This is a genomic window from Ochrobactrum vermis (assembly GCF_002975205.1).
Classification (GTDB): domain Bacteria; phylum Pseudomonadota; class Alphaproteobacteria; order Rhizobiales; family Rhizobiaceae; genus Brucella; species Brucella vermis.
In genome coordinates this window covers 1638403-1662462 of record NZ_PCOC01000002.1, presented here as the reverse complement: position 1 = coordinate 1662462, position 24060 = coordinate 1638403, and the positions used below count along the sequence as shown (strand labels likewise).

Genomic DNA, 24060 nt, shown 5'->3' with positions numbered 1-24060 from the left:
GACTAGTCGAGCTCGTGCAGGTCGACGCCCTTGGTTTCCTTGACGAAGATCATGCCGATCACAAAGGTGACGGAGGCGATGATAATCGGGTACCAGAGGCCGTAATAAATGTCGCCCTTGGCAGCGCTGAGTGCGAACACGCCAGCCGGAAGCAGCCCGCCAAACCAGCCGTTGCCGATGTGATATGGCAGCGACATGCCGGTATAACGGATGCGGGTCGGGAACATCTCGACGAGGATCGCGGCGATCGGGCCGTACACCATCGTCACGTAGATGACGAGGATGGTCAGGATGGCGATCGTCAGGACCCAGTTCACTTGCGTGGGGTCGGCAACCATCTTGAATGCGCCTGCATTCGGGATGGCGTAGACCGCCTGGTCTGTGCTGACACCAAGGCCGTCAGCTTCGGTCTGGGTGAGAAGCTTCTGCTTCACCAGATCGGCAGCTGGAGCCATGGTCTTGTCTCCACCACGGATAGCTTCTGCATTGAGTTGAAGTTCCGGATTGGCAGCGACAAATGCATCGAGCTTGCTGTCCGGCACTTTTGCAGTGTCACGAACGAGCGGGAAACCAGCCTTCTGCAAGGCAAGGTTCACGTCGTGAGACAGTGCCGACTGCTTGGCTGCGGCGCCTGCTCCAGCCTGAACTGCGTCGTAAGACGTAATCGTGCTGTCGCCGAGCGTAATGGTTGCCGGTGTGCCTGCTGCTGCCGTCTGCACGATTTCATAAGGCACCGAGCTCTTGGCGAGGAAGCTTGTCGCGACATCGCAAGACGTGGTGAACTTGGACGTGCCCGTGGCATTGAACTGGAAGTTACAGTCGCCAGGTGCAGCCGTGACGGTTGCCTTGACGGTCTGTTCAGCCTGAGCCAGAGCTGGGTTCGCAGCACCGGTCAGTGCTTTGAACAGCGGGAAGTAGGTCACGGCAGCGAGCAGAAGGCCTGCCATGATGATGGGCTTGCGACCGATCTTGTCCGACAGCCAGCCGAAGAACACGAAACCACCGGTGCCGAGCAGAAGCGCAATAGCCACCATGATGTTGGCCGACTGGTTTTCGACCTTCAGAACGTTCTGCAGGAAGAACAGGGCATAGAACTGACCGCAATACCAAACGACAGCCTGACCGGCAGTAAGGCCGAACAATGCAATGAGCGCGATCTTGGCGTTCTTCCACTGGCCGAATGCTTCTGAAAGCGGAGCCTTGGAGGTCTTGCCTTCTTCCTTCATGCGCTTGAATGCTGGCGACTCGCTCATCTGCATGCGGATCCACACGGAAATTCCGAGCAGAACGATGGAGACGAGGAACGGAATGCGCCAGCCCCAGGCAGCGAAGGCTTCCTTGCTCATCATAGCCTGAATGCCAAGGACGATCAGCAGCGACAGGAACAGGCCCAGCGTTGCGGTGGTCTGGATCCATGACGTGAAGAAACCGCGACGATTGTTCGGAGCATGTTCCGCGACATAGGTTGCTGCACCGCCATATTCACCGCCAAGTGCCAGACCCTGCAGCATACGCAGAGCGATCAGGATGATCGGGGCGAAAATGCCAAGTGTAGCTGAGCCGGGCAGGACACCCACGAGGAACGTGGAGGCGCCCATGATGACGATGGTGACAAGGAACGTGTATTTACGGCCGACAAGATCGCCGATGCGTCCGAAGACGAGGGCGCCGAACGGACGCACGAGAAAGCCTGCCGCGAAGGCCAGCAGAACGAAGATATTTCGGGTTGCTTCAGGATACTCATTGAAGAAGGTTGCGCCGATGAAGGCTGCAAGCGTTCCATAGAGATAGAAATCGTACCATTCGAAGACGGTGCCAAGCGATGACGCAAAGATGACCTTGCGTTCTTCGCTCGTCATTTTCTGCGTGCCGACATCGGCACTTGACGAGACTGCCATTAATCTGTCCTCCCAAACAGAGCCCCTGACGGGCAAATGTAAGGCGATCCTTCTTCACCGGGTAAATGAAGTTCGCCTGATGCGCCGGGCACAGTTCCTCTCAACTGTCCGGGCGCTCTCCTCACACTTGCATGATGAACCGAAAAAGGGGATTCGTGCAGTAGTCTTTAGTATGAGACAGAACTGACGGCTTGAAATACTAGGGAAATTTAATAAAGCGCCAAAAAATGCGCTCCTTGAAGGATTGGAGAATTGACTCCATCTATAAACCGCGTAAAAGCAGTGGCGAACGAAGGAGAACCCGCGTGGATCGCGTCAACGTAGCGTCAGTTTCGCTTGGAACTGCCGGCATTTTTGCCGGGGCAGCGCGCATGCCTTCGATTTCCAAAACACTCACGGCCATCACAAAAACGACCACGAAAACGGTCTGATTCCCTTGGCCTGCTCGCCCTCTCCCCGGGTCTGGCCCGGGGCGGAAGTCCCGCGTGGCCTGCGGGGTTCCGGATCTGGAAGCGGAGAGGGACAGGAGACGAAAAATGGGTTTCAAGGTTGCAGTTGTCGGCGCCACCGGAAATGTCGGGCGCGAAATGCTCAATATCCTCGAAGAACGCGGCTTCCCGGCTGATGAAGTTGTTGCGCTTGCATCGCGTCGCAGCCAGGGCACGGAAGTGTCCTATGGCGACAAGACGCTGAAAGTTAAGCCGCTCGATCAGTATGATTTCTCCGATACCGATATCTGCCTTATGTCCGCAGGTGGAAACATTTCCAAGGAATGGTCGCCAAAGATCGGTGCGCAGGGATGCGTTGTTATCGATAACTCTTCTGCGTGGCGCTATGATATGGACGTGCCGCTTATCGTTCCAGAAGTGAACCCTGACGCGATCGAAGGCTTCCGCAAGAAGAACATCATTGCAAACCCGAATTGCTCGACCGCACAGCTCGTCGTGGCTTTGAAGCCTCTGCACGATGCGGCCAAGATCAAGCGCGTTGTGGTCTCGACCTACCAGTCGGTTTCGGGCGCCGGCAAGGAAGGTATGGACGAGCTTTTCCAGCAGTCGCGTGCGGTTTTCGTGGCAGATCCGGTCACGGCTCAGAAGTTCACCAAGCGTATTGCCTTCAACGTGATTCCACATATCGATGTTTTCATGGAAGATGGCTATACCAAGGAAGAATGGAAGATGGTGGCCGAAACCAAGAAGATGCTTGATCCAAAGATCAAGCTCACGGCAACTGCTGTTCGCGTTCCTGTCTTCATCGGTCACTCGGAAGCCGTCAATATCGAGTTTGAAAACCCGATTTCGGCTGAAGAAGCCCGTGAAATCCTGCGTGAAGCGCCGGGTTGCCAGGTTGTCGACAAGCATGAAGATGGTGGCTACATCACCCCTTATGAATCTGCTGGCGAAGATGCGACCTATATCAGCCGTATTCGCGAAGACATCACGGTTGAAAACGGTCTGGCACTGTGGGTTGTTTCCGACAATCTGCGCAAGGGCGCCGCTCTCAACACGATCCAGATCGCTGAATTGCTGGTCGCACGCGGCCTCATCAAGCCGAAGGCACTTGCTGCCTGATCTGTTGTATTCAATAACGATAATGAAAAGCGCCGGGAGACCGGCGCTTTTTTGTTAGCGGGAAATGCTCTCTGCGAGATTGCCGCGTATATCGAGCAATCGGGCGCGTAAATCTTGTAGCTCATCAATGGGCTGACCAAGTGCGCAGAACACCTGTTCGGGGATGCTTTCGGCTTCCTTGCGCAAGGCCCGTCCTTCATCGGTCAATGTGATGCGAACCTGTCGCTCATCCTGCGGGTCGCGCCGACGTATGATGCGTCCGGCAACTTCGAGACGTTTCAGCAGCGGGGTTAACGTGCCCGAATCCAGATTGAGTTTGGCGCCGATCTCCGAAACCGTCCGGTCATCTTGTTCCCAGAGCACGATCATTACCAGAAACTGCGGATAGGTGAGGTCGAGCTTACTGAGGATCGGCTGATAGGCGCGTGTCAGCGCATTTGCGGTCGAATAGATGGCAAAGCAGACCATGTTGGAAAGACCGAGACTGGATTGCTGATCGTCGCGCTTCATCGAGATAACTCCTTGGCAACTATATACATCATGCGCAATTGGGTTGCGCGTCACATAATTGTGATTTTGTATTTTGCAAAATTAGATTGCGCACAATTTAGTAATCTGCAAGTTTGATCGCGAAGATAAGCCAAAGGAGAAACTCAAATGCCAATTCTGTACACTACGCAATCGGCAGCAACCGGCGGCCGCACTGGCAGTGCCAAGACTGCCGACGGTCGGCTCAGCGTCGTTCTCGATACGCCGAAGGAACTCGGTGGTTCGGGCGGTGAGGGCACCAATCCGGAACAGCTTTTCGCGTCCGGTTATGCCGCCTGCTTCCTCGGTGCGTTGAAATTCGTTGCCGCCAAGGAAAAAGTTGCCATTTCCGCAGACAGCACGGTGACCGCGACAGTCGGTATCGGTCCGCGTGAAGACGGCACAGGTTTCGGGCTCGATGTCGCGTTGGAAGTCGCGTTGCCGGGCGTGGACAAGGCGAAGGCAGACGAGCTGGTTCAGGCCGCGCATATCGTTTGCCCATATTCGCATGCAACGCGGGGCAACATCGATGTCCGTCTGAGCGTGGCTTAATCAAGAAATGCAAAAGGCGCCCTGATGGGCGCCTTTATCTTATACTGTTCAGCGAATTTTATCGGGAAGTCATTTCAACCGTCAGGTGCTCGAGCGCTTTCTCGACCTGCCCGTACACCTCGGTTCCCAATGGCAGGATCGGGCGTGGCGGCGCGATTCTTGCCAGGCCAAGAAGGTCGGCGATGACATACATTACACGGAAGCTGCTGTGGGTTTTGAACAGATCCCAGAGCGGCGCGAAAGCCGCATTGATGCGTTCTGCGTCAGCCTTGTTTCCGCTTTGAGCTGCACGAGTCAACGCCAAGGCTGGTGCCGGGAGAATACCTGCAACCACGCTGTACCAGGCATCAGCACCAGCCAGCAGCGCATCTGCTGCACCCCAGTCGCCGCTATAGCCGACGGCAAAGCTTGACGGTGCTTCCGCACGCAGCTTTGATATTGCGCCCACGTAATCGCCATTTGCAGGCAGGGGCATCTTGATCGCGCCGATGTTCTTCACATTGGCAAGCCGCGCAATCAGTTCGTCGCTGAAGATGAACTTTGTCGTACCGGGATTGTTGTATACGCAAAGGGGAAGATCAGTCGTCGCAGCAACGGCCTTGAAGTGCTGGAAAACCTCTTCCTGCGTGAGCGGAGTGTAGGAAACAGGTGCCAGCAACAGTCCGTCAGCGCCTGCATCTGCAGCATCCCGCGCCAGCGCCTGCGTGTCATCCGTCCGCAACGCGCCGACGCCGACGATGATCGGCGTTCTGCCGTCGATGCATTTGACGGCAGTCTTGAGTGTATGAAGTCGCTGCTCGCGTGTAAGAAAGGCATAGCTGCCTGTGCTTCCCAGAAGGCCGATCGAATCCGCTCCCGCCTCCTGTATACGTTCAAGTAAACCGCCGAGCGCGTCCTCCATAAGTTTGCCTGCGGCGTCGATTGGTGTGAGCGGAAAGGCAGAAAGACCTTTGAAGAGTTTCATGGTGCTCATTTCTCAAACGGGTTCAGCGCGATAGAAGCAGACGGATATCGGCAAGACTGAAGACCGTGCAAAAACGCTTTTGTCTCAGTAGCGGGCACGGCCTTGAAAGTGAGTTAGAGCAGATAGAATCCCTTGAGGAAATGCCAGAAATGTCATCGGTATGATCAAGCGCCAGCAAGAAGCATTCATCTCAACTGTGCAGCTTCTTTATTCCGCCTGCGCCTCGATATTTTCCATATCGTCATCAGACAGGCCGAAATGGTGGCCGATCTCGTGGATCAATACATGGGTGATAATGTCGCCCAGCGTTTCCTCATTTTCAGACCAGTAATCGAGGATGGCGCGACGATAGAGCGTGATGCGGTTGGGGCCTTCGCCGGTCTGCAAGCTGAAGCGCTCGCCGATGCCGCGGCCTTCGAAAAGACCGAGCAGGTCGAAAGGCGTTTCCAGCCCCATGTCCTCGATGATCTGATCGTCAGGGAAATCGGCGATCTGGATGATGATATCGCCGCACAACGCACGAAACTCCTGCGGCAGATGCGCAAGAGCTTCGATCGCAATGGATTCGATTTCGTCCAGCGAGGGCGAGAGACGTCCCGCCCAGTCGCCGCTTTGATCTTCTCGGGCCATTCCAGCCAATCGCGTCCTATTCACTTGCACAGGCCGCCAGACCTGCAACCAGACATTCTGGTCGAGTATATATAGTAGATACCGACATTATGCCCAGGGACGCTGTTCGGCGCGCTTGGCCTCGAAAGTGTCGATGCTCTTGGCTTTTTCCATGGTCAGGCCGATATCGTCCAGGCCGTTGAGCAGGCAGTGGCGCTTGAAATCGTCTAGATCGAAGGAAATGGTGCCGCCATCGGGGCCGTGAATTTCCTTGGTTTCGAGATCGACAGTCAGCGTAGCATTGGCGCCGCGCGAAGCGTCGTCCATCAGCTTGTCCAGATCTTCTTGGGTGACCTTGATCGGCAGGATGCCGTTCTTGAAGCAATTATTGTAGAAGATGTCGGCGAACGAGGTCGAGATCACGCAGCGAATGCCGAAATCGAGCAGGGCCCATGGCGCATGCTCGCGCGAGGAGCCGCAGCCGAAATTGTCGCCTGCAACAAGAATCTGCGCGTTGCGATAGCCGGGCTTGTTCAGGACAAAATCCGGGTTTTCCGTGCCGTCTTCATTGAAGCGCATTTCGGCGAAAAGACCCTTGCTCAGACCCGTGCGCTTGATCGTCTTCAGATAGTCCTTCGGAATGATCATATCCGTATCGACATTGACGATGGGCAGGGGGGCGGCGACGCCCGTGAGCTTGGTGAACTTATCCATGTCCTGAACCTGTCGGTTGGGAATTTGCAATTTGCAAACTGGTTTACATCAGCTTGACCGAGAGTCAACGTTTGAGGCCATAACTGCCCAATAGGTCGCAACTCCCGACCCGTTTCGCGAATTACCCGGCGCGCTCAAAAGTGCGCCGGGTAATTCATCTGTCGGGCAATGCGCATAATCCTGTCAGGAAACCGCGTCAAGTTTTCCGGATCGTGCGTCGTTGACGCGGTTTGCGTAATTATTGAACGTCTAAAGCGACGCCACCGGTCTCACTGCCAGTCAGCCGGCGGGATTTGCCGTCGGTGCCGACAACAATCGTATAACGCCTGCGCCGCATCGAGAGATTGGGCGAAACGGCCACATCAATGGCCGGATCGAACTGCAACGTGATACGCCACAGTTCAGGCTTGATCGTTTCCTCGACAGCGATGATGCGCGCGTCGAACGGCGTGGTGTGAAACATGCCGGTGACACGCTGCCCGACACGGTACGGCGCGGTATCTTCCTCAACGGCTGTGATCTCCACCTTGCTGCCATTGGCAGCAAGTGTGTTCCAGTCGCGTGTGCCGGATTGGCGAGCCACAAGGTCGAGTGCCTTGCCGTGGCTGATGGTGATGCCTTCCTCGCTCAAAGCCTGCCGCAGACGGCGGGCCTGATGCTTGAAGTCAGCGTTATTGGTCCCAGCGATGATAGCTGTGGTCATTGTTTTCGCTCCTGGTTGTGAGCGGCATTTTCATGAACGGGTGCCCGCGTTGCCGTTTCTGCCGTCAAACGGAACAGGAACGAGTTGTAGTCAGAATGCTTTACCGTGGCTTGGAAGCTGCGGGCGGCCGGTGCATTCAACCGAAGGCCGGAAAATAAGCAGTCATGATACAGATTTCAAGTCCCCTGTCCAAGGCGTTCAGACCTTGCACCTTTTCGTGGTTCCGTGCACAAATCGGGATATGAAAACCGTTGTTCGTCCCCACCGTTCCGTCCTGTTCGTTCCTGCTGCCAATGCTCGCGCTCTGGAAAAAACGCTGACCCTCTCAGCGGATTGCGTGATCTATGATCTGGAGGATTCCGTCGCGCCAGAGGCAAAGGTCGCTGCGCGTGATGCGCTGGCAGCGCATTTCGCAAGCCATCCGAAGGTCGGTTTCGAGCGGATTGTGCGGGTCAACACGGCAGAAACGCCGTGGGGCAAGGACGATGTTGCGGCGGCAGCGAAGATGGGGGCCGATGCGATCCTTCTGCCCAAGGCCGAACGCCCGCAGGACATAATCGACGCAGCCAACCGGCTTGATCGTCATGATGCCGATCCGTCAGTTGGTGTCTGGGCGATGATCGAGACCGCGCGTGGCATTCTCAATGCCGATGAAATTGCAGTTCTCGGACACCGTTCGGCAGTGCGTCTTGCCTGTTTCGTCGTCGGGCCGAACGATATTGCGCGGGAAACCGGTGTGCGCCCGCAACCGGGGCGGCCATATCTGATCCCATGGCTGATGCAGGTCATTCTTGCGGCGCGTGCGGGCGGGGTCACAGTTCTCGACGGTGTTTACAACGATTTTCGTGATAACGTTGGCTTCGAGGCAGAATGCGCGCAAGGTGCTGCCATGGGTTTCGACGGCAAGACGTTGATTCATCCGGGCCAGATCGAAGCGGCGAACCGGTCATTCTCGCCGACCGAGGACGAAGTGGCGCATGCCCGCGCAGTCGTTGAAGTTTTCGCCCGACCTGAAAATGTCGACAAGGGTGTCGCCTCACTTGATGGACAGATGGTCGAACGTTTGCATCTTGAAATGGCCGGGCGCGTGCTCGCCAAGGCGGGCGTCAAATTATAACAGAGGAAGTAACAGCATGAAATTATACCGTTTCATCACAGGCCCGGACGATTCCGCTTTCTGTCATCGCGTCACCGCAGCGCTCAACAAGGGCTGGCAGCTTTATGGTTCGCCTACCTATGCCTTCAACGCTGCTACGGGCGTCATGCATTGCGGCCAGCCGGTGGTAAAGGAAGTCGACGGCGTCGATTACACGCCGGACATCAAGCTCGGCGAATACTGATGACCGTCCGCCGCATCGTTGCCAATATAGCTGCCGCCGATCTTGCGGCGGCAAAGCGTTTCTACGGAGATGTGCTGGGTCTCGATGTGGTGATGGATCATGGCTGGATCGTAACCTACGCTGCCGATGCGCAGGCGCTGGTGCAGGTCAGCATCATGAGTGAAGGCGGGTCGGGCACTCCGGTGCCCGATCTTTCCATTGAGGTCGATGACGTCGATACAGTGCTGGAGCGCGCGATTGCTACCGGATTTCCGATCGAATACGGCCCGGCGGATGAGGAATGGGGCGTACGCCGCTTCTTCGTGCGCGATCCCTATGGACGGCTTGTGAATATTCTGACCCACAAGAGTTGAAAAAGGCCGGGAAACCGACCTTTTTCTTTGGTGCATGTCGTTATCCCGAAACCGGTTTCCACTTTCGGGAGACATGCTTTTAGTTCAGTCCGCGCTTTTCAATCATCGCGTCCGGTGTCGGCATCTTGCCGCGGAAGGCCTTGTAAAGTTCTTCCGGGTCGCGGCTGCCGCCAGCGGCATAGATATGCTGCTTCAGCTTTGCTGCCAGTTCCGGGTTGAACGCGTCGCCGGTTTCCTCGAATGCCGAGAAAGCGTCAGCGTCCAGAACTTCCGACCACATGTAGGAATAGTAGCCAGCGGAATAACCGTCGCCGGAGAAGACGTGGGTGAAATGCGGTGTGCGATGGCGCATGATGATCGCATCCGGCATGGATAGCTTTTCCAGTGTCTTTACCTCGAAAGCGAGCGGATCAGCGATTTTTTCCTTGCCGGTATGGAACGCCATGTCCACGAGCGCCGATGAGGTGAACTCGACGGTGTTGAAACCTGCATTGAAAGTGCGGGCTGAGAGTACCTTGTCGAGCAAGGCCTTGGGCATCGTTTCGCCGGTGCGATAGTGCACGGCGTATTTCTCGAGAACGGCCGGGACGGTCAGCCAGTGTTCGTAAAGCTGTGATGGCAATTCCACGAAATCGCGCGAAACGGCAGTGCCCGAAACGGCGGGCCAGGTCACATCCGACAGAATCCCATGCAGCGCGTGGCCGAACTCGTGGAACAGCGTGCGTGCGTCGTCCAGCGAGAGCAGGGCAGGTTCACCGGCCTTTGGCTTCGCAAAGTTCATCACGTTGTAGATGATCGGCTTCTGACCATCACCAAGCTTGTGGCTCGATTGTAGCGAACTCATCCAGGCACCCGAGCGCTTCGAGGTGCGGGCGAAATAGTCGCCGAGGAAAAGACCGCGTTCACCGCCGTCCGCGTTGAACACCTGAAACACGCGTACGTCGGGATGCCACGCGGCGATTCCCTTCTTTTCCTCGAAGCGGATGCCGAACAGGCGGCCTGCTACGTCGAAAGCGGCTTCGATGATCTTTTCGAGCTGAAGATAGGGCTTCAGTTCCGCTTCATCAAAGGCGAAGCGTTCGGCACGCAGTTTTTCGGCATAGAAGCGCCAGTCCCATGGCGCGACCTTGTGATTGCCGCCGTCGGCCACGATCAGGCGCTCCAGTTCGACCTCTTCTTCGTGGGCCTTGGCGCGTGCCTTGTCCCAGACAGGCTCAAGCAGGTCCAAAACCGCCTTCGGCGTCTTGGCCATGGTGTCGTCGAGCTTGTAGGCGGCAAAGTTGGCATAGCCGAGCAGATGTGCCTTGCGTTCGCGCAGTTCCACCATCTCGCGCACGATATCACGATTGTCGCTTTCGCCGCCATTCTCGCCGCGCTTTGCCCAGGCGTTGAACGCCTGTTCGCGCAAGGTGCGATTCTGCGAGAAGGAAAGGAACGGCTCGACAATCGAGCGCGACAGCGTAACCGCCCAGGCATCCGGTTTGCCGCGCTCCGCGGCGGCGCTCTGCATGGCGTTTTTCAGGAAGTCAGGAAGACCAGCCAGATCAGCTTCATCGGTGATGAACAGGGCCCAGCTCGATTCATCCTTCAGGACATTCTGGCCGAAGCGTGCACCAAGCCCGGCCAGCTTCTCATTGATGCCTGCAAGCTCCGTCTTGCCCGCTTCGTCGAGCTTCGCGCCCGACCGGACAAAACCTTTCCATGTCTTCTCAAGGACGCGTTTGGTCTCGGTGTCGAGGTCAAGCATATCGCGGTTTTCATAAAGCGCGTCGATGCGGGCGAAAAGCGCCGGGTCCATCATAATGCGCGAATAGTGACGCGACATTTTCGGCGCGATCTCGCGTTCCAGAGCCTGGATCGTGTCATTGCTATGTGCGCCGGCACGCATCCAGAAAATAGCCGATACGCGGTCGAGCGCTTTGCCGGTCAGCTGCAGGGCCTTGAGCGTATTGTCGATGGTTGCCTCATCGGTCGCCTTGGCGATGGATTCCACTTCCGCGAAGTCCGCAGCTAATGCGACGTCGAATGCAGACGCAAAATCATCATCGGTGAAAGCGGTGAAATCCGGCAGGCCCAGCGGTCCGTTCCATTCAGTCAGCGCGTGATTGTGGGCGGTCTTGTCGGACATGATGAAACTCCGGTTCAGATGCATTCGAGGTGAACCAGACTTAGGATTTAGTTGTCTGTGGAGCAAGGGTCTGTTCAGTCAAATAAAACGAGAAGTGGCGTTTGCTTGACCCTGTTCCGGACTGCGAATAAGGATTGCCTGCGCGCGGATCGCCAATATCGCGGGCTATATTTTCCTCGCAGGCCCTTGGCGGTCGCAATTCGAGCATCACAATCCATGAACGTCCAGTCGCAGCATCGCCCGGAACAGGAAAACCAGCGTCCGGTGATGAGCGAGCTGCGCGTCGGTATCGTGGGTGGATTGCTCGCCGCCATCGGCCCGATGTCGATGTCGCTTTACACACCTGCCATGACCGAGATTGTTCATGCCTTCGGTACGACGGACGCGCTGGTCAAGCTCACACTCTCGATCTACTTCGCCGGGTTCTGTTTTGCCCAGCTCGTCTGCGGCCCGCTATCCGATGGTTTTGGGCGCAGGCCCATCACCATCGCGTTCATGGGCATTTATCTGGTCGCCAGCATCCTGGCGCTGTTTTCAGCATCGATAGAGGTTCTGCTGGCCGCACGCTTTCTGCAAGGTGTGGGTTCTGCCGTTGGCGTTACGGTTTCGCGTGCCATCGTGCGTGATCTTTTCACCCATGAAGCCTCGGCGCGCGTGATGAATCTTATCGGCATCGTAATCGCCATTGGCCCTGCGATTTCACCAACGCTCGGCGGCTTCACCATGGAGTTCTTTGGCTGGCATGCCATTTTCGTGGTGATGGTGATCCTTGGATTGCTGGTCGTCTTGATGGCGCTGTTCGTCATCAAGGAAACGGTGGCGCGCGACCTCAGCCGTATCCGTCCGCGCGAGCTGGTTCGTTCTTACGGAACCTTGCTGACGAGCCGTCATTTCGTTTATGCGAGTCTGGGTGTGGGTGGCACTACGGGAGCGCTCTATACGGCTGCAACCATTCTGCCTTTCATTCTGATGGGGCGGATCGGAATGTCGGCCACGCATTTCGGCGTGGGCCTTCTGTTGCAGACAGGCAGCTATCTTGCCGGTGGATTGCTGTTTCGCCGTCTGATGACCTTCTACAATCCGCGACAGCTCGCCATGGCGGGCTATCTGGCGATTGTGGTTGCCAGCATCGGCATCATCGTCTTGCTGAGCTCTTTTGAACCGTCTTATCTTCTCGTCATGGCGCCGATGGCGTTCTTTGCTTTCGGGATTGCACTGGTCATGCCCGTGATGACATCGGCAGGCATGGCTCCATTTCCCGGCATGGCGGGTGCCGCTTCGGCGTTGATGGGTTTTTTCCAGATGGGGGGCGGTCTCGTCGGGGGAGCCATCGCCGCCTTGATGGGTGATCCGCTGGTCGCTTTCGCAACGCTCATCCCCACCATGGGGTTCATCGCCACCGGTTCCTTTCTGCTGTGGCGGCGCTTGCCGCATGCAGTCTGATGGCTTGACGAAAAAGCGTTCGACATCGTCTTGCGGGGGTTGACTTTGTTGGCGACCCAGCGCACATCACGCTCGCAGCCGAATTCTCTGCGGCAGCAATTTCAACCGGAGTTTTATTCTCTTATGCCAAGCGACAGTCACAGTCGATTGTTTCAGCCGTCAAGGCAGTTCGTGATCTGATCGCTTGCGGTCGGCTTGCACGGTCTGCCTTCGACGGCGGATCGACAGAAAGGCAAGCCCATGACCGACAACAACTTCTTCCCGGAAGTACTTGATGTTGCCGACCTCCCTGCTGCTGCCATCGCAAGCCGCATTGCGGACATGCGTACCGGCGACGCAGTCGAACTCGTTAACGAACTCGATGCCGATGATGCAGTCGCCGTCATCGCACAGCTTTCGCACGAAGATGCCATCCGCCTGCTCGACCAGCCGGAACTGCATCGTGCAACCGAAATCATCGCGACCCTCCCTCCCGGCCTCGCAAGTCTCTTGCTCGACGGCATGTCGGCGGACCGTGCAACAGACGTTTTTCAGGAACTGGAAGACGACGACCGTGCGCGCCTGTTTCCCATTCTCGCGCCTGAGACCAAGATTGCGCTGAAGAAACTGATGGGCTATCCGCCGAATACGGCAGGTTCGCTCATGACCATCGAATTCATCGCTGTGCCTTCCAACTGGAACGTTGGCCAGACGCTGGAGCATATCCGCAAGGTCGAACGCACGCGCGAAACGGTTTATGCCATCTATGTCGTCGATCCGGTCAGCCGCGTTCTGTTGGGCGTGGTCAGCTTGCGCCGCCTCATCATCCGCCAGCCCGACGAGCCGATCCTGTCGATTGCTCGCGACGAAGAGCCGATCACCATCTCGCCGCTGGCGAGCCGCGAGGAAGTGGCTCGGCTGTTCCGAAAGCACGACCTTCTGGCTGTGCCCGTGGTGGACGAGAGCCGCCACATCATCGGCATCGTGACTGTTGATGACGTGCTCGACGCCATGACGGAAGAGGCAAGCGAGGATGCCTACCGTTTTGGCGGTATGGAGGCGCTGGACAGGCCTTATATGCGCATCGGATTCGGCGAGATGCTGAAAAAGCGTGCCGGCTGGCTCGGTATCCTTTTCCTCGGCGAAATGCTGACTGCAAGTGCGATGCAGCATTTCGAGCTGGAGCTTGAAAAGGCACTCGTGCTGACATTGTTCATCCCGCTCATCATGTCTTCGGGCGGTAATTCCGGCTCGCAGGCAACGTCGCTGATTATCCGCGCGCTTGCCCTGCAGGAAATCAAGCTCAAGGACTGGTGGCGTGTCGCCCTGCGCGAATTGCCAACGGGACTGGCGCTCGGCAGTTTCCTCGGCATCATCGGCATCATACGCATTGCCATATGGCAGACGCTCGGCATCTACGACTATGGCGAACACTGGATTCTGGTGGCGGCAACCGTCGGCATGGCGCTGGTTTGTATCGTGACGTTCGGTTCGCTGACCGGGTCCATGCTGCCCTTCATATTGCAAAGGCTCGGATTCGATCCGGCCAGCGCATCGGCGCCTTTCGTCGCCACACTGGTCGATGTGACGGGGCTTGTGATCTATTTCAGCGTTGCGCTGGTTATTTTGTCGGGCACGCTCTTGTAGGGCTCAGGCATGTTGCGAAGAAGTGAAAACCGGTTTTTCGATAACGACATGCCCAGGAAGAATTCAAAAAACTGTCAGAATGACAGTGTAGAAACGCAAATAAATCCGGGTTTTTCGGGTTAATTGAGGGGCAGTTTCGCGCTGCCCCTTTCAAAAATGCAAAAAAACCTGTAAGAGCGCCGCATTGTTTTTCCGCGCGTGTCTGTTGGCGCGGCTCCCAACTCATATAGAAGTGATCTCCATATGGAATTGCGTAATATCGCTATTATCGCACACGTCGATCATGGCAAAACCACACTGGTCGACGAACTGCTGAAGCAGTCCGGCTCTTTCCGTGACAATCAGCGCGTTGCAGAACGCATGATGGACTCCAACGATATCGAGCGCGAGCGCGGCATCACCATTCTCGCCAAGGCAACTTCGGTTGTCTGGAAAAATACCCGTATCAACATCGTCGACACGCCTGGCCACGCCGATTTCGGCGGCGAAGTTGAGCGTATCCTTTCGATGGTGGACGGCGCTATCGTTCTCGTTGATGCTGCTGAAGGCCCGATGCCGCAGACGAAGTTCGTCGTTGGCAAGGCGCTTAAGGTTGGCCTGCGTCCGATCGTTGCGATCAACAAGATTGACCGTCCCGATGGCCGTCATGAAGAAGTCATCAATGAAGTGTTCGACCTCTTCGCCAATCTCGACGCGACCGACGAACAGCTCGACTTCCCGATCCTTTACGGTTCAGGCCGTAACGGCTGGATGGCGCTGAACCCGGAAGGTCCGCAGGACGAAGGTCTGGCTCCGCTGTTCGATCTGGTTCTCAAGCATGTTCCGGCACCGAAGGTTGCCGAAGGCCCGTTCAGCATGATCGGCACGATCCTTGAAGCCGATCCGTTCCTCGGCCGTATCATCACCGGTCGTATTCATTCGGGCTCGATCAAGTCGAACCAGGCCGTCAAGGTTCTGGGTCAGGACGGTTCGCTTCTGGAAACTGGCCGTATCTCGAAGATCCTTGCTTTCCGCGGTATCGAGCGTCAGGCCATTGACGAAGCACAGGCAGGCGACATCGTTGCAATTGCCGGTCTCTCCAAGGGTACCGTCGCCGACACGTTCTGCGATCCATCGGTAAGTGTTCCGCTTGAAGCGCAGCCAATCGATCCGCCGACCGTGACCATGTCCTTCATCGTCAACGACAGCCCTTATGCGGGCACCGAAGGCGACAAGGTGACGAGCCGCGTTATCCGCGACCGTCTGCTCAAGGAAGCTGAAGGCAATGTCGCGCTCAAGATCGAAGAATCGAGCGAGAAGGATTCCTTCTTCGTTTCCGGTCGTGGCGAATTGCAGCTTGCGGTTCTGATCGAAAACATGCGCCGTGAAGGCTTCGAGCTTGGCGTTTCCCGTCCGCGCGTCGTCATGAAGGATGGCGAGAACGGCGAAAAGCTGGAGCCGGTGGAAGAAGTCGTCATCGACGTCGATGAAGAATATTCCGGCACGGTCGTGCAGAAGATGTCCGAGCGCAAGGCCGAGATGGTCGAGCTGCGTCCTTCGGGCGGCAATCGCGTCCGTATGGTTTTCTATGCGCCGACCCGTGGTCTTATCGGCTATCAGTCGGAACTTCTGACCGATACGCGCGGCACGGCGATCATGAACCGCCTGTTCCACGATTATCAGCCTTACAAGGGTGAAATCTCGGGCCGTAACAATGGCGTTCTGATTTCCAACGATCAGGGCGAGGCTGTTGCTTACGCGCTGTTCAACCTTGAAGATCGCGGCCCGATGATCATCGACGCAGGCGTCAAGGTTTATCAGGGCATGCTGATTGGCATCCACTCGCGCGACAACGACCTTGAAGTCAACGTCTTGAAGGGCAAGAAGCTCACCAACGTTCGCGCCTCGGGCAAGGACGAAGCCGTGAAGCTGACGCCGCCGATCAAGATGACGCTGGAACGCGCTCTGTCGTGGATTCAGGACGACGAGCTGGTTGAAGTGACGCCGAAGTCGATCCGTCTTCGCAAGCTCTACCTCGACCCGAATGAGCGCAAGCGCTTCGAAAAGAGCGGCAAGTCAAGCGCTGCATAAGCTCGACAGCATAAAAGAAAACGGCGCCTTCGGGCGCCGTTTTTGTTTGCATTCTTATCGCTCTCCCCGACGATAGGGCTGCATCAGAGCCTGTGGAACGCGTGCGCGCCGCGCCATGACAATGAGCGCCACAATCGACATGATGTAAGGGATCATCAGAAAGAGCTGGTAAGGCACGATTTTGCCGTAGACCGTCTGCAGGCGTAGCTGGAAAGCATCGAACAGCGCGAATAGAAGCGCGCCCAGAAGTGCGCGGGCAGGCTTCCACGAAGCGAAGACGACAAGCGCGATACAGACCCAGCCACGTCCCTGCATCATGGTCGGGAAAAACGAGTTGAAGGCGGAGAGCGTGAGGAAAGCGCCGCCGACAGCCATCAAGGCGCTGCCGAACATGATCGTAAAGACGCGGACGCGGATCGGGTTGATGCCTTGCGCTTCGGCGGCATGCGGGTTTTCGCCGGTCATGCGAATGGCAAGCCCCAGCGGCGTGCGGAAAAGCACATAGCCAAGCAGCAGCGCCAGCGGAATGGCAATCCATGTCAATGCTGTCTGTGTTCCGAACACCTGTCCGAAAAATGGAACATCCGCAAGCCAGGACGGATTGACAGGTTGGAATGGCGTAATGGTTGGTGGTGTCGATGAAAGCGGCACCAGCAGCCTGAACAGGAAATAGCTGAGGCTCGACGCAAAGAGTGTGATGCCGAGACCGACCACGTGCTGCGACAGGCCGAGCGGCACAGTGAGTGCCGCATGAAGCAGGCCGAACAGCGCGCCGGAAGCGGCAGCGGCGAGCACACCCACCCAAAGGTCCGCGCCGTTAAAGACAGTCAGCCAGCCGATCATCGCGCCAAAGGTCATGATGCCTTCGATGCCGAGATTGAGAACGCCCGCACGTTCGCAATAAAGCGCGCCAAGCGTACCGAAGATCAGCGGCGTTGCAATGCGCAGGACCGAGACCCAGAGGCCCGCGGAAAGCAGGATATCCATCAACTCGTTCATCGGGCGATCCTGTATTGTGTGAAGAACAGAGCAACCAGCATGGTGAGAAGCGACAGCGCCACGGTGACGTCGGCGATAAAGCTTGGAATGCCGATGGCGCGGCTCATGCCGTCGGCCCCGACAAACATGGCGGCTGCAAACAGTGCAGAGAAGATCGCACCGATCGGGTTCAGATTGGCCAGCATGGCGACAATGATGCCGGAATAGCCAAAGCCCGGCGAGAGATCGGTCGTCACATAGCCTTTCACGCCCATGACCTGTATCGCACCGGCGAGACCAGCGAGGCCACCGGAAATGCAGGCGACTTTCACCAGCGTCTTGCCAAGCGGAACGCCTGCGAAACGTGCGGCTTGTGGATTAAGCCCCGCTGCCTTGGTTTCAAGGCCGAACACCGTCCGCTTCTGCACATAGGCGATGATGAGAGCCAAGGCGATGGCAATAATGATGCCGATGTGCAGCCGCATGCCTGCCATGATTTTCGGCAGCACTGCGGCATCGGGCACAGGCTCGGACTGCGGCCAGCCGAAGGCGAGGGGGTCTTTCATCGGCCCCTCGATCATCATTGAGACGATGAGCACGGCAACGAAGTTCAAGAGTAGCGTCGTCACCACTTCATCGACACCGAAGCGCAGACGAAGGCCGAGCGGAATGAGCAGGAAAATCATGCCTGCAATCGCACCGACGATGAGCAGCAGCGGAATAAGTATTGCCGCCGGAAGCTGCAATTGTGTGCCACAGGCGACGACCGCAAGAGCACCCATATAGAATTGGCCCTCGGCACCGATATTCCAGAGTTTGGAACGGAAGGCGACGGCGGCGGCAAGACCGGTCAGCATCAGCGGCGTTGCGCGGGTGAGCGTTTCGGTGATCGAGAGCTTGTTGCCGAAAGCGCCGATGGCGATCTGGCGGAAGGATTCGAGAACCGGCGCACCGGCGGCGGCGATCAGTAACCCGGCAAGCACGAAGGCGGTCAATACGGCCAGAACCGGCGCGGTTGCCACCAGCACCGCGGGCCGTGTTTCGCGTCGTTCAATACGCATCAGTTCAGCCCCTTCTTGGTATTTGTCGGCCACTCACCGGCCATCATCAGGCCCAGTCGTTGCGCATTGGCTTCCCCGGCATCAATCGGTGGCGACAGCCTGCCCTTGACAATGGCCTGAACCCGGTCGGCAAGACCGATGACTTCATCCAGATCTTCCGAAATCAGCAGTACCGCCGCTCCCTTGGCGCGCGCTTCCAGAATGCGGGCATGAATGGCTGCAACAGCACCTTCATCCAGCCCGCGTGTCGGCTGTGCCGCGATCAGGATGCGCGGGGCGGTTTCCAGATTGCGGCCCAGAATGAGCTTCTGCATATTGCCGCCGGACAGCAGACGAATGCGGCTGTCGGGCGTTCCGCCGCGCACATCGAAGTCCTTGATGATGCGGTCGGTAAATTCACGCGCAGCCGTGCGGTTGACCAGAATGCCATTGGAGAACTGCGGATCGCGCACGCGTTCAAGCACAGCATTTTCCCAAAGTGTCAGGTCGCCGATTGCGCCTTCTGCATTGCGATCTTCCGGGATGCGGCCAACTCCTTCCGCCACAAACTGGCGAGGGTCGAATTTGGTGACGGTCTGCCCGAACATGACGAGCGAACCGTTCGCGGGTTGGCTGAGGCCGGAAACGAGACGTCCGAGCGCGGCCTGCCCATTACCCGACACGCCGATGATGCCAAGCGTTTCGCCTGCGCGGAGGTGAAAGTCGAGGTCAGTCAGGCGGGTTGCGCCATCTTCCACCACTGTCACATTCCTGGCTTCCAGCAAGGTTTCGCCGGGGGTGGCCGCAGCACGGGAGGGGCGCGAGACACGCCGACCGACCATCAGTTCGGCCAGTTCTTCCTTGGAGGTTTCAGAAGCCTTGCGCTCGGCCACGAGCTTTCCGCCGCGCAGCACGATCACCCGGTCGGCTGCCGACATGACTTCATGCAGCTTGTGCGAGATGAAGATCAGCGACAGGCCCTGACGCGCCATCTCTTTCAGCGTCGCGAAGAGGCTTGTCGCTTCCTGCGTAGTCAGAACGGCAGTCGGCTCGTCGAGGATCAGAATATCGGCGTCGTTATAGAGCGCTTTCAAAATTTCCACGCGCTGCTGCTCGCCGACCGAAAGATCGCCAAGCCGCGCATCGGGATCGACCTGAAGGCCAAAGCGCTTGGCAATTCCGGCGATCTTGGTGCGAGCCGCACTATGCGCTGATTTCAGTTTCCATAGGCTTTCAGTGCCGGTGATGATGTTTTCCAGAACAGTAAGATTGGGGGCCAGCGTGAAATGCTGGTGCACCATGCCCACACCCGCATCGATGGCGGCGCGCGGCTTGCCCTGCGGGATTTCGGCACCCTTGACGAAAACGCGGCCTTCGTCGGGCACATAATGACCGAACAGGATATTCATCAGCGTGGTTTTGCCCGCGCCGTTCTCGCCGAGGAAAGCGAGGATTTCGCCGCGGTCAAGCTTCAATGAAATATCGTCATTGGCGGTAAGCTGGCCAAACCGCTTGGTTATATTCTGTAGTTCAAGAACGGTCGTCGTCATATGTTCAACCCCGCAACGGGAAATCTGTGTTGCCATCGCTGGTCCTCCTCCAGACGTTGGCCAAGCTTCAGAAGCAGCCGATCAGCGCCCATCGGCGCTACAAGCTGCAAGGCGACCGGCATGCCATCGGTGTCCGTTCCGAAGGGAAGCGAGAGTGCCGGGAAACCGGAAATATTGGCGAGCGCCGCGTATGGCGCGAAGGCGTTCATTTTCTGCCAGTGCGCATCCACATCGCCGTGATCCATCGGAAATGAGCCGAGCGGCATCGGCGCGCGCGACAGCATGGGTGTAATCAACACGTCGATGTCGCGGAAAATCTGCCACAACATATGTGCGGTGCTGACGGCTCCGTTCATCGCACGGTAAAGAGCGGTGGCTTCCATGCGCCGCCCGCGCTTCGCAACCGCGCGGGTGAGCGGTTCAAGCTTGTCTTCATCGATGGCCAGAAAATCGATAGCAGCCGCGAGATTGACGGAAATGATGCGGTCGAACGCGCGTGCGCTGGCAGCGATCATCGGGCCGAATTCCGGAGCAGGGATTTCGCGGATCGTGTGACCTTGCGCCTCAAGGAAATGCGCCGCATCTGCCACAACTTGCAGGCGCTCGGGCGCGACCGGATAGGCAGGGAGGTCGCCGGTGACGATGCCAATACGAAGGCGTTCCGGCAGTTCGCCAGCTTGCATCGCAGGGTCGGGCAGAAAGCCTTCCGTGTTGCCTTCGACAAGCGGCAGAAGCGCGTTCGCGTCGCGTACTGAACGGCAAAGTGCAAACTCGCTCGCAATGCCTGCGAGATAATTGCCGAAATGCGGACCCGCCGGTATCGCGCCACGACTGGGTTTCAGGCCGACAAGACCACACGTCGCTGCTGGCACACGAATGGAACCGCCCGCGTCGGTGGCGTGGGCGATTGCGACGATCCCGGCTGCAACGGCTGCTGCCGCCCCGCCGGATGATCCGCCGGGTGAAAGCGTTTCATCAAAGGGATGGCGGGCCGGAGGTGCCTCCGCTGGCTCGCTCGCGAGCGCCAGACCGAATTCGGGCACGGTGGTGGTGCCAAAAAAGTTGAGCCCTGCCGCGCGCAGCCGGCGACCGAGTTCAGAATCCATCTGCGGCGAGGCATTGAGGAATGCCTGCGAACCGAGCCGGATCGGCAGACCTGCACAGGGGCCACCCAGATCCTTGAACAGGGAAGGAACGCCTGCAAATGCCGCTTTGGATGGCGCGGCATCGAATGCAATGGCACCGGCGCGGCCAAGATCGCGATCAAGATATGCAATGGCGCCCAGAGGGCGCCATTTTTTTGCTGCTTCGAGAGCGGCATCCATGGCCTGTTCGGCACTGAGGATTCCTTCCGCAATCGCCTGCGCGAGAGCGGTTGCATCCTGCTTGTTCATGTCAATTGCCACGATATGCTTGCCCGTCCTGAATGGTTACTTCGGTTCGGCCGGGTTCGGCTTGTACTCGAACTTGCCTTCCTTCAGTTCCACACGGCGGGCTTCCATCTTGGCTTCTGCCTCGGCAGGGGCAACCCCCTTGACGTAGATAATGTCGTTGCCGCCTTCCTTCATCAGGCTGAACGGCGTGTAATCCTTGCCTGTTGCCTGACTGGCCTTCACGTCGGCGATGGCTGCATTCAGGACCGGACGGAAATTCCAGATTGCATTGGCAAAAACCGTATCCGGATAACGCGGCGTATAGTCGATCAGCGAGCCGATGGCCTTGATGCCGCGTTCCTTCGCGGCGTCTGCCGTACCGATGCGCTCACCGAACAGAATGTCTGCGCCCGAGTCGATCTGGGCAAGGCCAGCTTCGCGTGCTTTTGGCGGATCGAAGAAGGTGCCGATGAAAGACGCGATGAACTTCGCGTCGGGGCGAGTTTCCTTCACGCCGTCCTGAAAGGCATTGATGAGCATATTGACTTCCGGGATCGGTACGGCGCCGACCGAGCCGAAGGTGCCGGATTTGCTCATTGCGCCTGCCAGCATGCCTGCGAGATAGGCAGCCTCGAAGTTCCAGGTGCCGAAAACACCGAAATTATCGCCCTGTGGCTTGCCGGAGGAGCCCATCACGAAAGTCGTCTGCGGGTAATCGCCCGCGACCTGGCGCGCTTCGCGTTCGACAGCATAGGATTCGCCGACGATCAGCTTGATGCCCTGTTCGGCATATTCGCGCATGGCGCGGGGATAGTCGCTCGCCGAAACTCCTTCGGAGAAGACATATTCGATGACGCCTTCGTCATTTGCCTGTTTCAGTGCATCGTGGAGGCGGGAATTCCAGGCATTCTCGACCGGCGAGGCGTGGATGCCTGCGACTTTCAGCTTTTCGTCCGCTGCGAAGACGCGGGTTGTAATTGCCGTTGCGCCAAGTGCTGCGGACATTGCCAGAATGTCGCGACGGGTAAAGTTCGATGTTTTGATAATTTTAGTCATAGGACCCCTCTTGAGTGTTTTCGGCGCGCGGGCGCGCGCAGCCGGTTGCTTCGTTTTGACGTGCGGATTTCTTGAGCAACGATTTCCATCATTGCCCAAACCACCTTTAATTCAAGCAGATTCTAAAGCTGGCTGATTGGCGCGTAATCAGCCCCGTCAACCGAAGACGGACGACCGTCAAGGTTGAGCGCGCTGACGCGCTGCGGCGTTTCAGCAATGACCTTGCCGCGCTTCACGACCTTCAGGCGGTTTGCCTTGAGCCGCAAGGCTTCCAGCGTATCGCGGGCCTGCAGTACCACGAAGTCGGCATTGCAGCCCTTTGCAAGGCCGTAGCCTTCGAGGCCCAGTGCCTTGGCGGAATTGACGGTGAGCCCGTCGAAAACCTGGCGTTTGCCTTCGATGGAGGTCATCTGTGCGACATGGATCGCCATATGGCCGACTTCCAGCATGTCGCCGGAACCCATCGAGTACCAGGGGTCCATAACACAGTCGTGGCCGAAAGCGACATTGATACCCGCCGCCATCAGCTCAGGCACGCGCGTCATCCCGCGACGCTTCGGATAGCTGTCAGCACGGCCCTGAAGCGTGATGTTGATGAGCGGGTTCGGAATGGCATTCATCTTCGCTTCCGCAATCAGCGGAATGAGCTTCGAGACGTAATAATTGTCCATGGAATGCATGGAGGTCAGGTGCGAGCCGGAAACGCGGCCCTGAAGACCGAAACGCACGGTCTGGGCGGCCAGCGTTTCGACATGGCGCGACATCGGATCATCGCTTTCGTCGCAATGGATGTCGACCGGCAGGCCGCGTTCAGCGGCAATGCGGCAGAGTTCTTCCAGCGAAGCTGCACCATCGGCCATGGTGCGTTCGAAATGCGGGATGCCGCCGACGACGTCGAGGCCCATATCGAGCGAACGATTGACGAGATCGACCGCGCCCGGCGAACGATAATATCCGTCCTGCGGGAAGGCCACGAGCTGCAGGTCGATGTAAGGCTTCACCTTCTCGCGCACTTCGATCATCGCTTCAGCGGTGAGGAGGCGCGGGTCACTGACATCGACGTGGCTGCGAATGGCGAGCAAGCCCTGGCTGACCGCCAGATCGCAATAACGCAGCGCGCGCTCGACCATGGCTTCGACGGTCAGCATCGGCTTCAGCTCGCCCCAGAGCGCGATACCTTCAAGAAGGGTACCGGAACGGTTGAGGCGCGGCAGGCCGAGCGACAGGGTGGCATCCATGTGGAAATGCGGATCAATGAAAGGCGGGGTTACGAGCCGGTCGGTTGCGTCAATTTCCTGAGCCGCCTGATGCTCTCCCTTGGAAGGCACAATATCGGCAATCTTGCCGTCCTTGACCAAAATGTCCTGCTTCTCGCGACCGTCGGGGAGATTGGCGTTTCTCACGATCAAATCGAACATAGGCGGGACCTTTCGTCTAGAGCATCTTGCGGTCAGGTGGAATCGCCTGACGTTGCACAAATGCGGTAAAAACAAACAGATAGAGCGGTAGCGCGAACCTATGTGAGCGCATCCCGCTCTTGGTATGCAAGAACCGAGCCCAAAAA

Annotated in this window: 21 protein-coding genes; 8 read left to right on the top strand and 13 right to left on the bottom strand. The window is 57.7% G+C overall.

Features of this window, described 5'->3' with window-relative positions:
- Window positions 1–2 precede the first annotated feature (2 nt).
- On the bottom strand, window positions 3–1898 hold the full coding sequence (locus CQZ93_RS21995) for an MFS transporter (protein ID WP_105544664.1): 1896 nt from the start codon (window positions 1896–1898) through the stop codon (window positions 3–5).
- A 536-nt stretch (window positions 1899–2434) separates the two neighbouring features.
- Here CQZ93_RS21995 and CQZ93_RS21990 point away from each other — a divergent pair.
- Window positions 2435–3469 carry an aspartate-semialdehyde dehydrogenase gene (locus CQZ93_RS21990; RefSeq protein WP_105544663.1) on the top strand — a complete coding sequence of 345 codons (1035 nt, stop codon included), beginning with the start codon at window positions 2435–2437 and terminating at the stop codon, window positions 3467–3469.
- A gap of 54 nt (window positions 3470–3523) precedes the next feature.
- Here the strand turns inward: CQZ93_RS21990 and ohrR are convergent, their stop codons facing one another.
- Window positions 3524–3979, bottom strand: coding sequence for a transcriptional regulator OhrR (gene ohrR / locus CQZ93_RS21985; RefSeq protein WP_105544662.1), 456 nt, complete (start codon window positions 3977–3979; stop codon window positions 3524–3526).
- Window positions 3980–4126: 147 nt separating this feature from the next.
- Here ohrR and CQZ93_RS21980 point away from each other — a divergent pair, with 147 nt between their 5' ends.
- Window positions 4127–4549: an organic hydroperoxide resistance protein gene (locus CQZ93_RS21980; protein WP_105544661.1), complete on the top strand. Its 423-nt coding sequence runs from the start codon at window positions 4127–4129 to the stop codon at window positions 4547–4549.
- Window positions 4550–4607: 58 nt separating this feature from the next.
- On the opposite strand, the gene CQZ93_RS21975 is transcribed toward CQZ93_RS21980, so the two are convergent.
- The 4 genes from CQZ93_RS21975 to CQZ93_RS21960 all read right to left on the bottom strand — a co-directional run bounded on the left by CQZ93_RS21975 (window position 4608) and on the right by CQZ93_RS21960 (window position 7539).
- Window positions 4608–5522, bottom strand: a complete 915-nt coding sequence (locus CQZ93_RS21975; RefSeq protein ID WP_181153447.1) for a dihydrodipicolinate synthase family protein — start codon at window positions 5520–5522, stop codon at window positions 4608–4610.
- 198 nt (window positions 5523–5720) lie between these two features.
- On the bottom strand, window positions 5721–6143 hold the full coding sequence (locus CQZ93_RS21970; RefSeq protein WP_105544659.1) for a metallopeptidase family protein: 423 nt from the start codon (window positions 6141–6143) through the stop codon (window positions 5721–5723).
- A gap of 87 nt (window positions 6144–6230) precedes the next feature.
- Window positions 6231–6836: a 3-isopropylmalate dehydratase small subunit gene (gene leuD, locus CQZ93_RS21965; RefSeq protein ID WP_105544658.1), complete on the bottom strand. Its 606-nt coding sequence runs from the start codon at window positions 6834–6836 to the stop codon at window positions 6231–6233.
- A gap of 238 nt (window positions 6837–7074) precedes the next feature.
- On the bottom strand, window positions 7075–7539 hold the full coding sequence (locus tag CQZ93_RS21960; protein ID WP_105544657.1) for a glyoxalase superfamily protein: 465 nt from the start codon (window positions 7537–7539) through the stop codon (window positions 7075–7077).
- A 241-nt stretch (window positions 7540–7780) separates the two neighbouring features.
- Between CQZ93_RS21960 and CQZ93_RS21955 the strand changes: the two genes are divergently transcribed.
- Genes CQZ93_RS21955 through CQZ93_RS21945 form a run of 3 tightly spaced genes read left to right on the top strand, consistent with a single transcriptional unit; the run spans window position 7781 to window position 9232 of the window.
- Window positions 7781–8656: an HpcH/HpaI aldolase/citrate lyase family protein gene (locus CQZ93_RS21955; RefSeq protein WP_105544656.1), complete on the top strand. Its 876-nt coding sequence runs from the start codon at window positions 7781–7783 to the stop codon at window positions 8654–8656.
- Window positions 8657–8672: 16 nt separating this feature from the next.
- Complete coding sequence (locus CQZ93_RS21950; RefSeq protein WP_002965766.1) at window positions 8673–8879, top strand: DUF1737 domain-containing protein; 207 nt, start codon at window positions 8673–8675, stop codon at window positions 8877–8879.
- Complete coding sequence (locus CQZ93_RS21945; protein WP_105544655.1) at window positions 8879–9232, top strand: VOC family protein; 354 nt, start codon at window positions 8879–8881, stop codon at window positions 9230–9232. Before CQZ93_RS21950 ends, CQZ93_RS21945 begins: the two co-directional genes overlap by 1 nt.
- Window positions 9233–9311: 79 nt before the next feature.
- On the opposite strand, the gene CQZ93_RS21940 is transcribed toward CQZ93_RS21945, so the two are convergent.
- Window positions 9312–11360 (bottom strand): M3 family metallopeptidase, encoded by a 2049-nt coding sequence (locus CQZ93_RS21940; RefSeq protein WP_105544654.1) that lies wholly within the window; start codon window positions 11358–11360, stop codon window positions 9312–9314.
- 216 nt (window positions 11361–11576) lie between these two features.
- On the opposite strand from CQZ93_RS21940, the gene CQZ93_RS21935 reads away from it, so the two are divergent.
- From CQZ93_RS21935 to typA, 3 genes are all read left to right on the top strand, one after another.
- Window positions 11577–12803: a multidrug effflux MFS transporter gene (locus CQZ93_RS21935; protein WP_105544653.1), complete on the top strand. Its 1227-nt coding sequence runs from the start codon at window positions 11577–11579 to the stop codon at window positions 12801–12803.
- Window positions 12804–13043: 240 nt separating this feature from the next.
- Window positions 13044–14429 (top strand): magnesium transporter, encoded by a 1386-nt coding sequence (gene mgtE, locus CQZ93_RS21925; RefSeq protein WP_105544652.1) that lies wholly within the window; start codon window positions 13044–13046, stop codon window positions 14427–14429.
- A gap of 243 nt (window positions 14430–14672) precedes the next feature.
- Window positions 14673–16499 (top strand): translational GTPase TypA, encoded by a 1827-nt coding sequence (gene typA / locus CQZ93_RS21920; RefSeq protein WP_105544651.1) that lies wholly within the window; start codon window positions 14673–14675, stop codon window positions 16497–16499.
- 54 nt (window positions 16500–16553) lie between these two features.
- Here the strand turns inward: typA and CQZ93_RS21915 are convergent, their stop codons facing one another.
- From CQZ93_RS21915 to CQZ93_RS21890, 6 genes are all read right to left on the bottom strand, one after another.
- The gene (locus CQZ93_RS21915) at window positions 16554–17498 is read right to left on the bottom strand and encodes an ABC transporter permease (RefSeq protein ID WP_105544650.1); all 945 of its coding nucleotides are present in this window, start codon (window positions 17496–17498) and stop codon (window positions 16554–16556) included.
- Window positions 17495–18538: an ABC transporter permease gene (locus CQZ93_RS21910; protein ID WP_105544649.1), complete on the bottom strand. Its 1044-nt coding sequence runs from the start codon at window positions 18536–18538 to the stop codon at window positions 17495–17497. Before CQZ93_RS21910 ends, CQZ93_RS21915 begins: the two co-directional genes overlap by 4 nt.
- Window positions 18538–20067, bottom strand: a complete 1530-nt coding sequence (locus CQZ93_RS21905; RefSeq protein ID WP_105544648.1) for an ABC transporter ATP-binding protein — start codon at window positions 20065–20067, stop codon at window positions 18538–18540. The genes CQZ93_RS21910 and CQZ93_RS21905 overlap by 1 nt, the downstream gene beginning before the upstream one ends.
- The gene (locus CQZ93_RS21900; RefSeq protein WP_105544647.1) at window positions 20064–21461 is read right to left on the bottom strand and encodes an amidase; all 1398 of its coding nucleotides are present in this window, start codon (window positions 21459–21461) and stop codon (window positions 20064–20066) included. Before CQZ93_RS21900 ends, CQZ93_RS21905 begins: the two co-directional genes overlap by 4 nt.
- Before the next feature lie 36 nt (window positions 21462–21497).
- The gene (locus CQZ93_RS21895; protein WP_105544646.1) at window positions 21498–22496 is read right to left on the bottom strand and encodes a BMP family protein; all 999 of its coding nucleotides are present in this window, start codon (window positions 22494–22496) and stop codon (window positions 21498–21500) included.
- Window positions 22497–22618: 122 nt separating this feature from the next.
- Window positions 22619–23914, bottom strand: coding sequence for an amidohydrolase family protein (locus CQZ93_RS21890; protein WP_105544645.1), 1296 nt, complete (start codon window positions 23912–23914; stop codon window positions 22619–22621).
- Window positions 23915–24060: the final 146 nt, after the last annotated feature.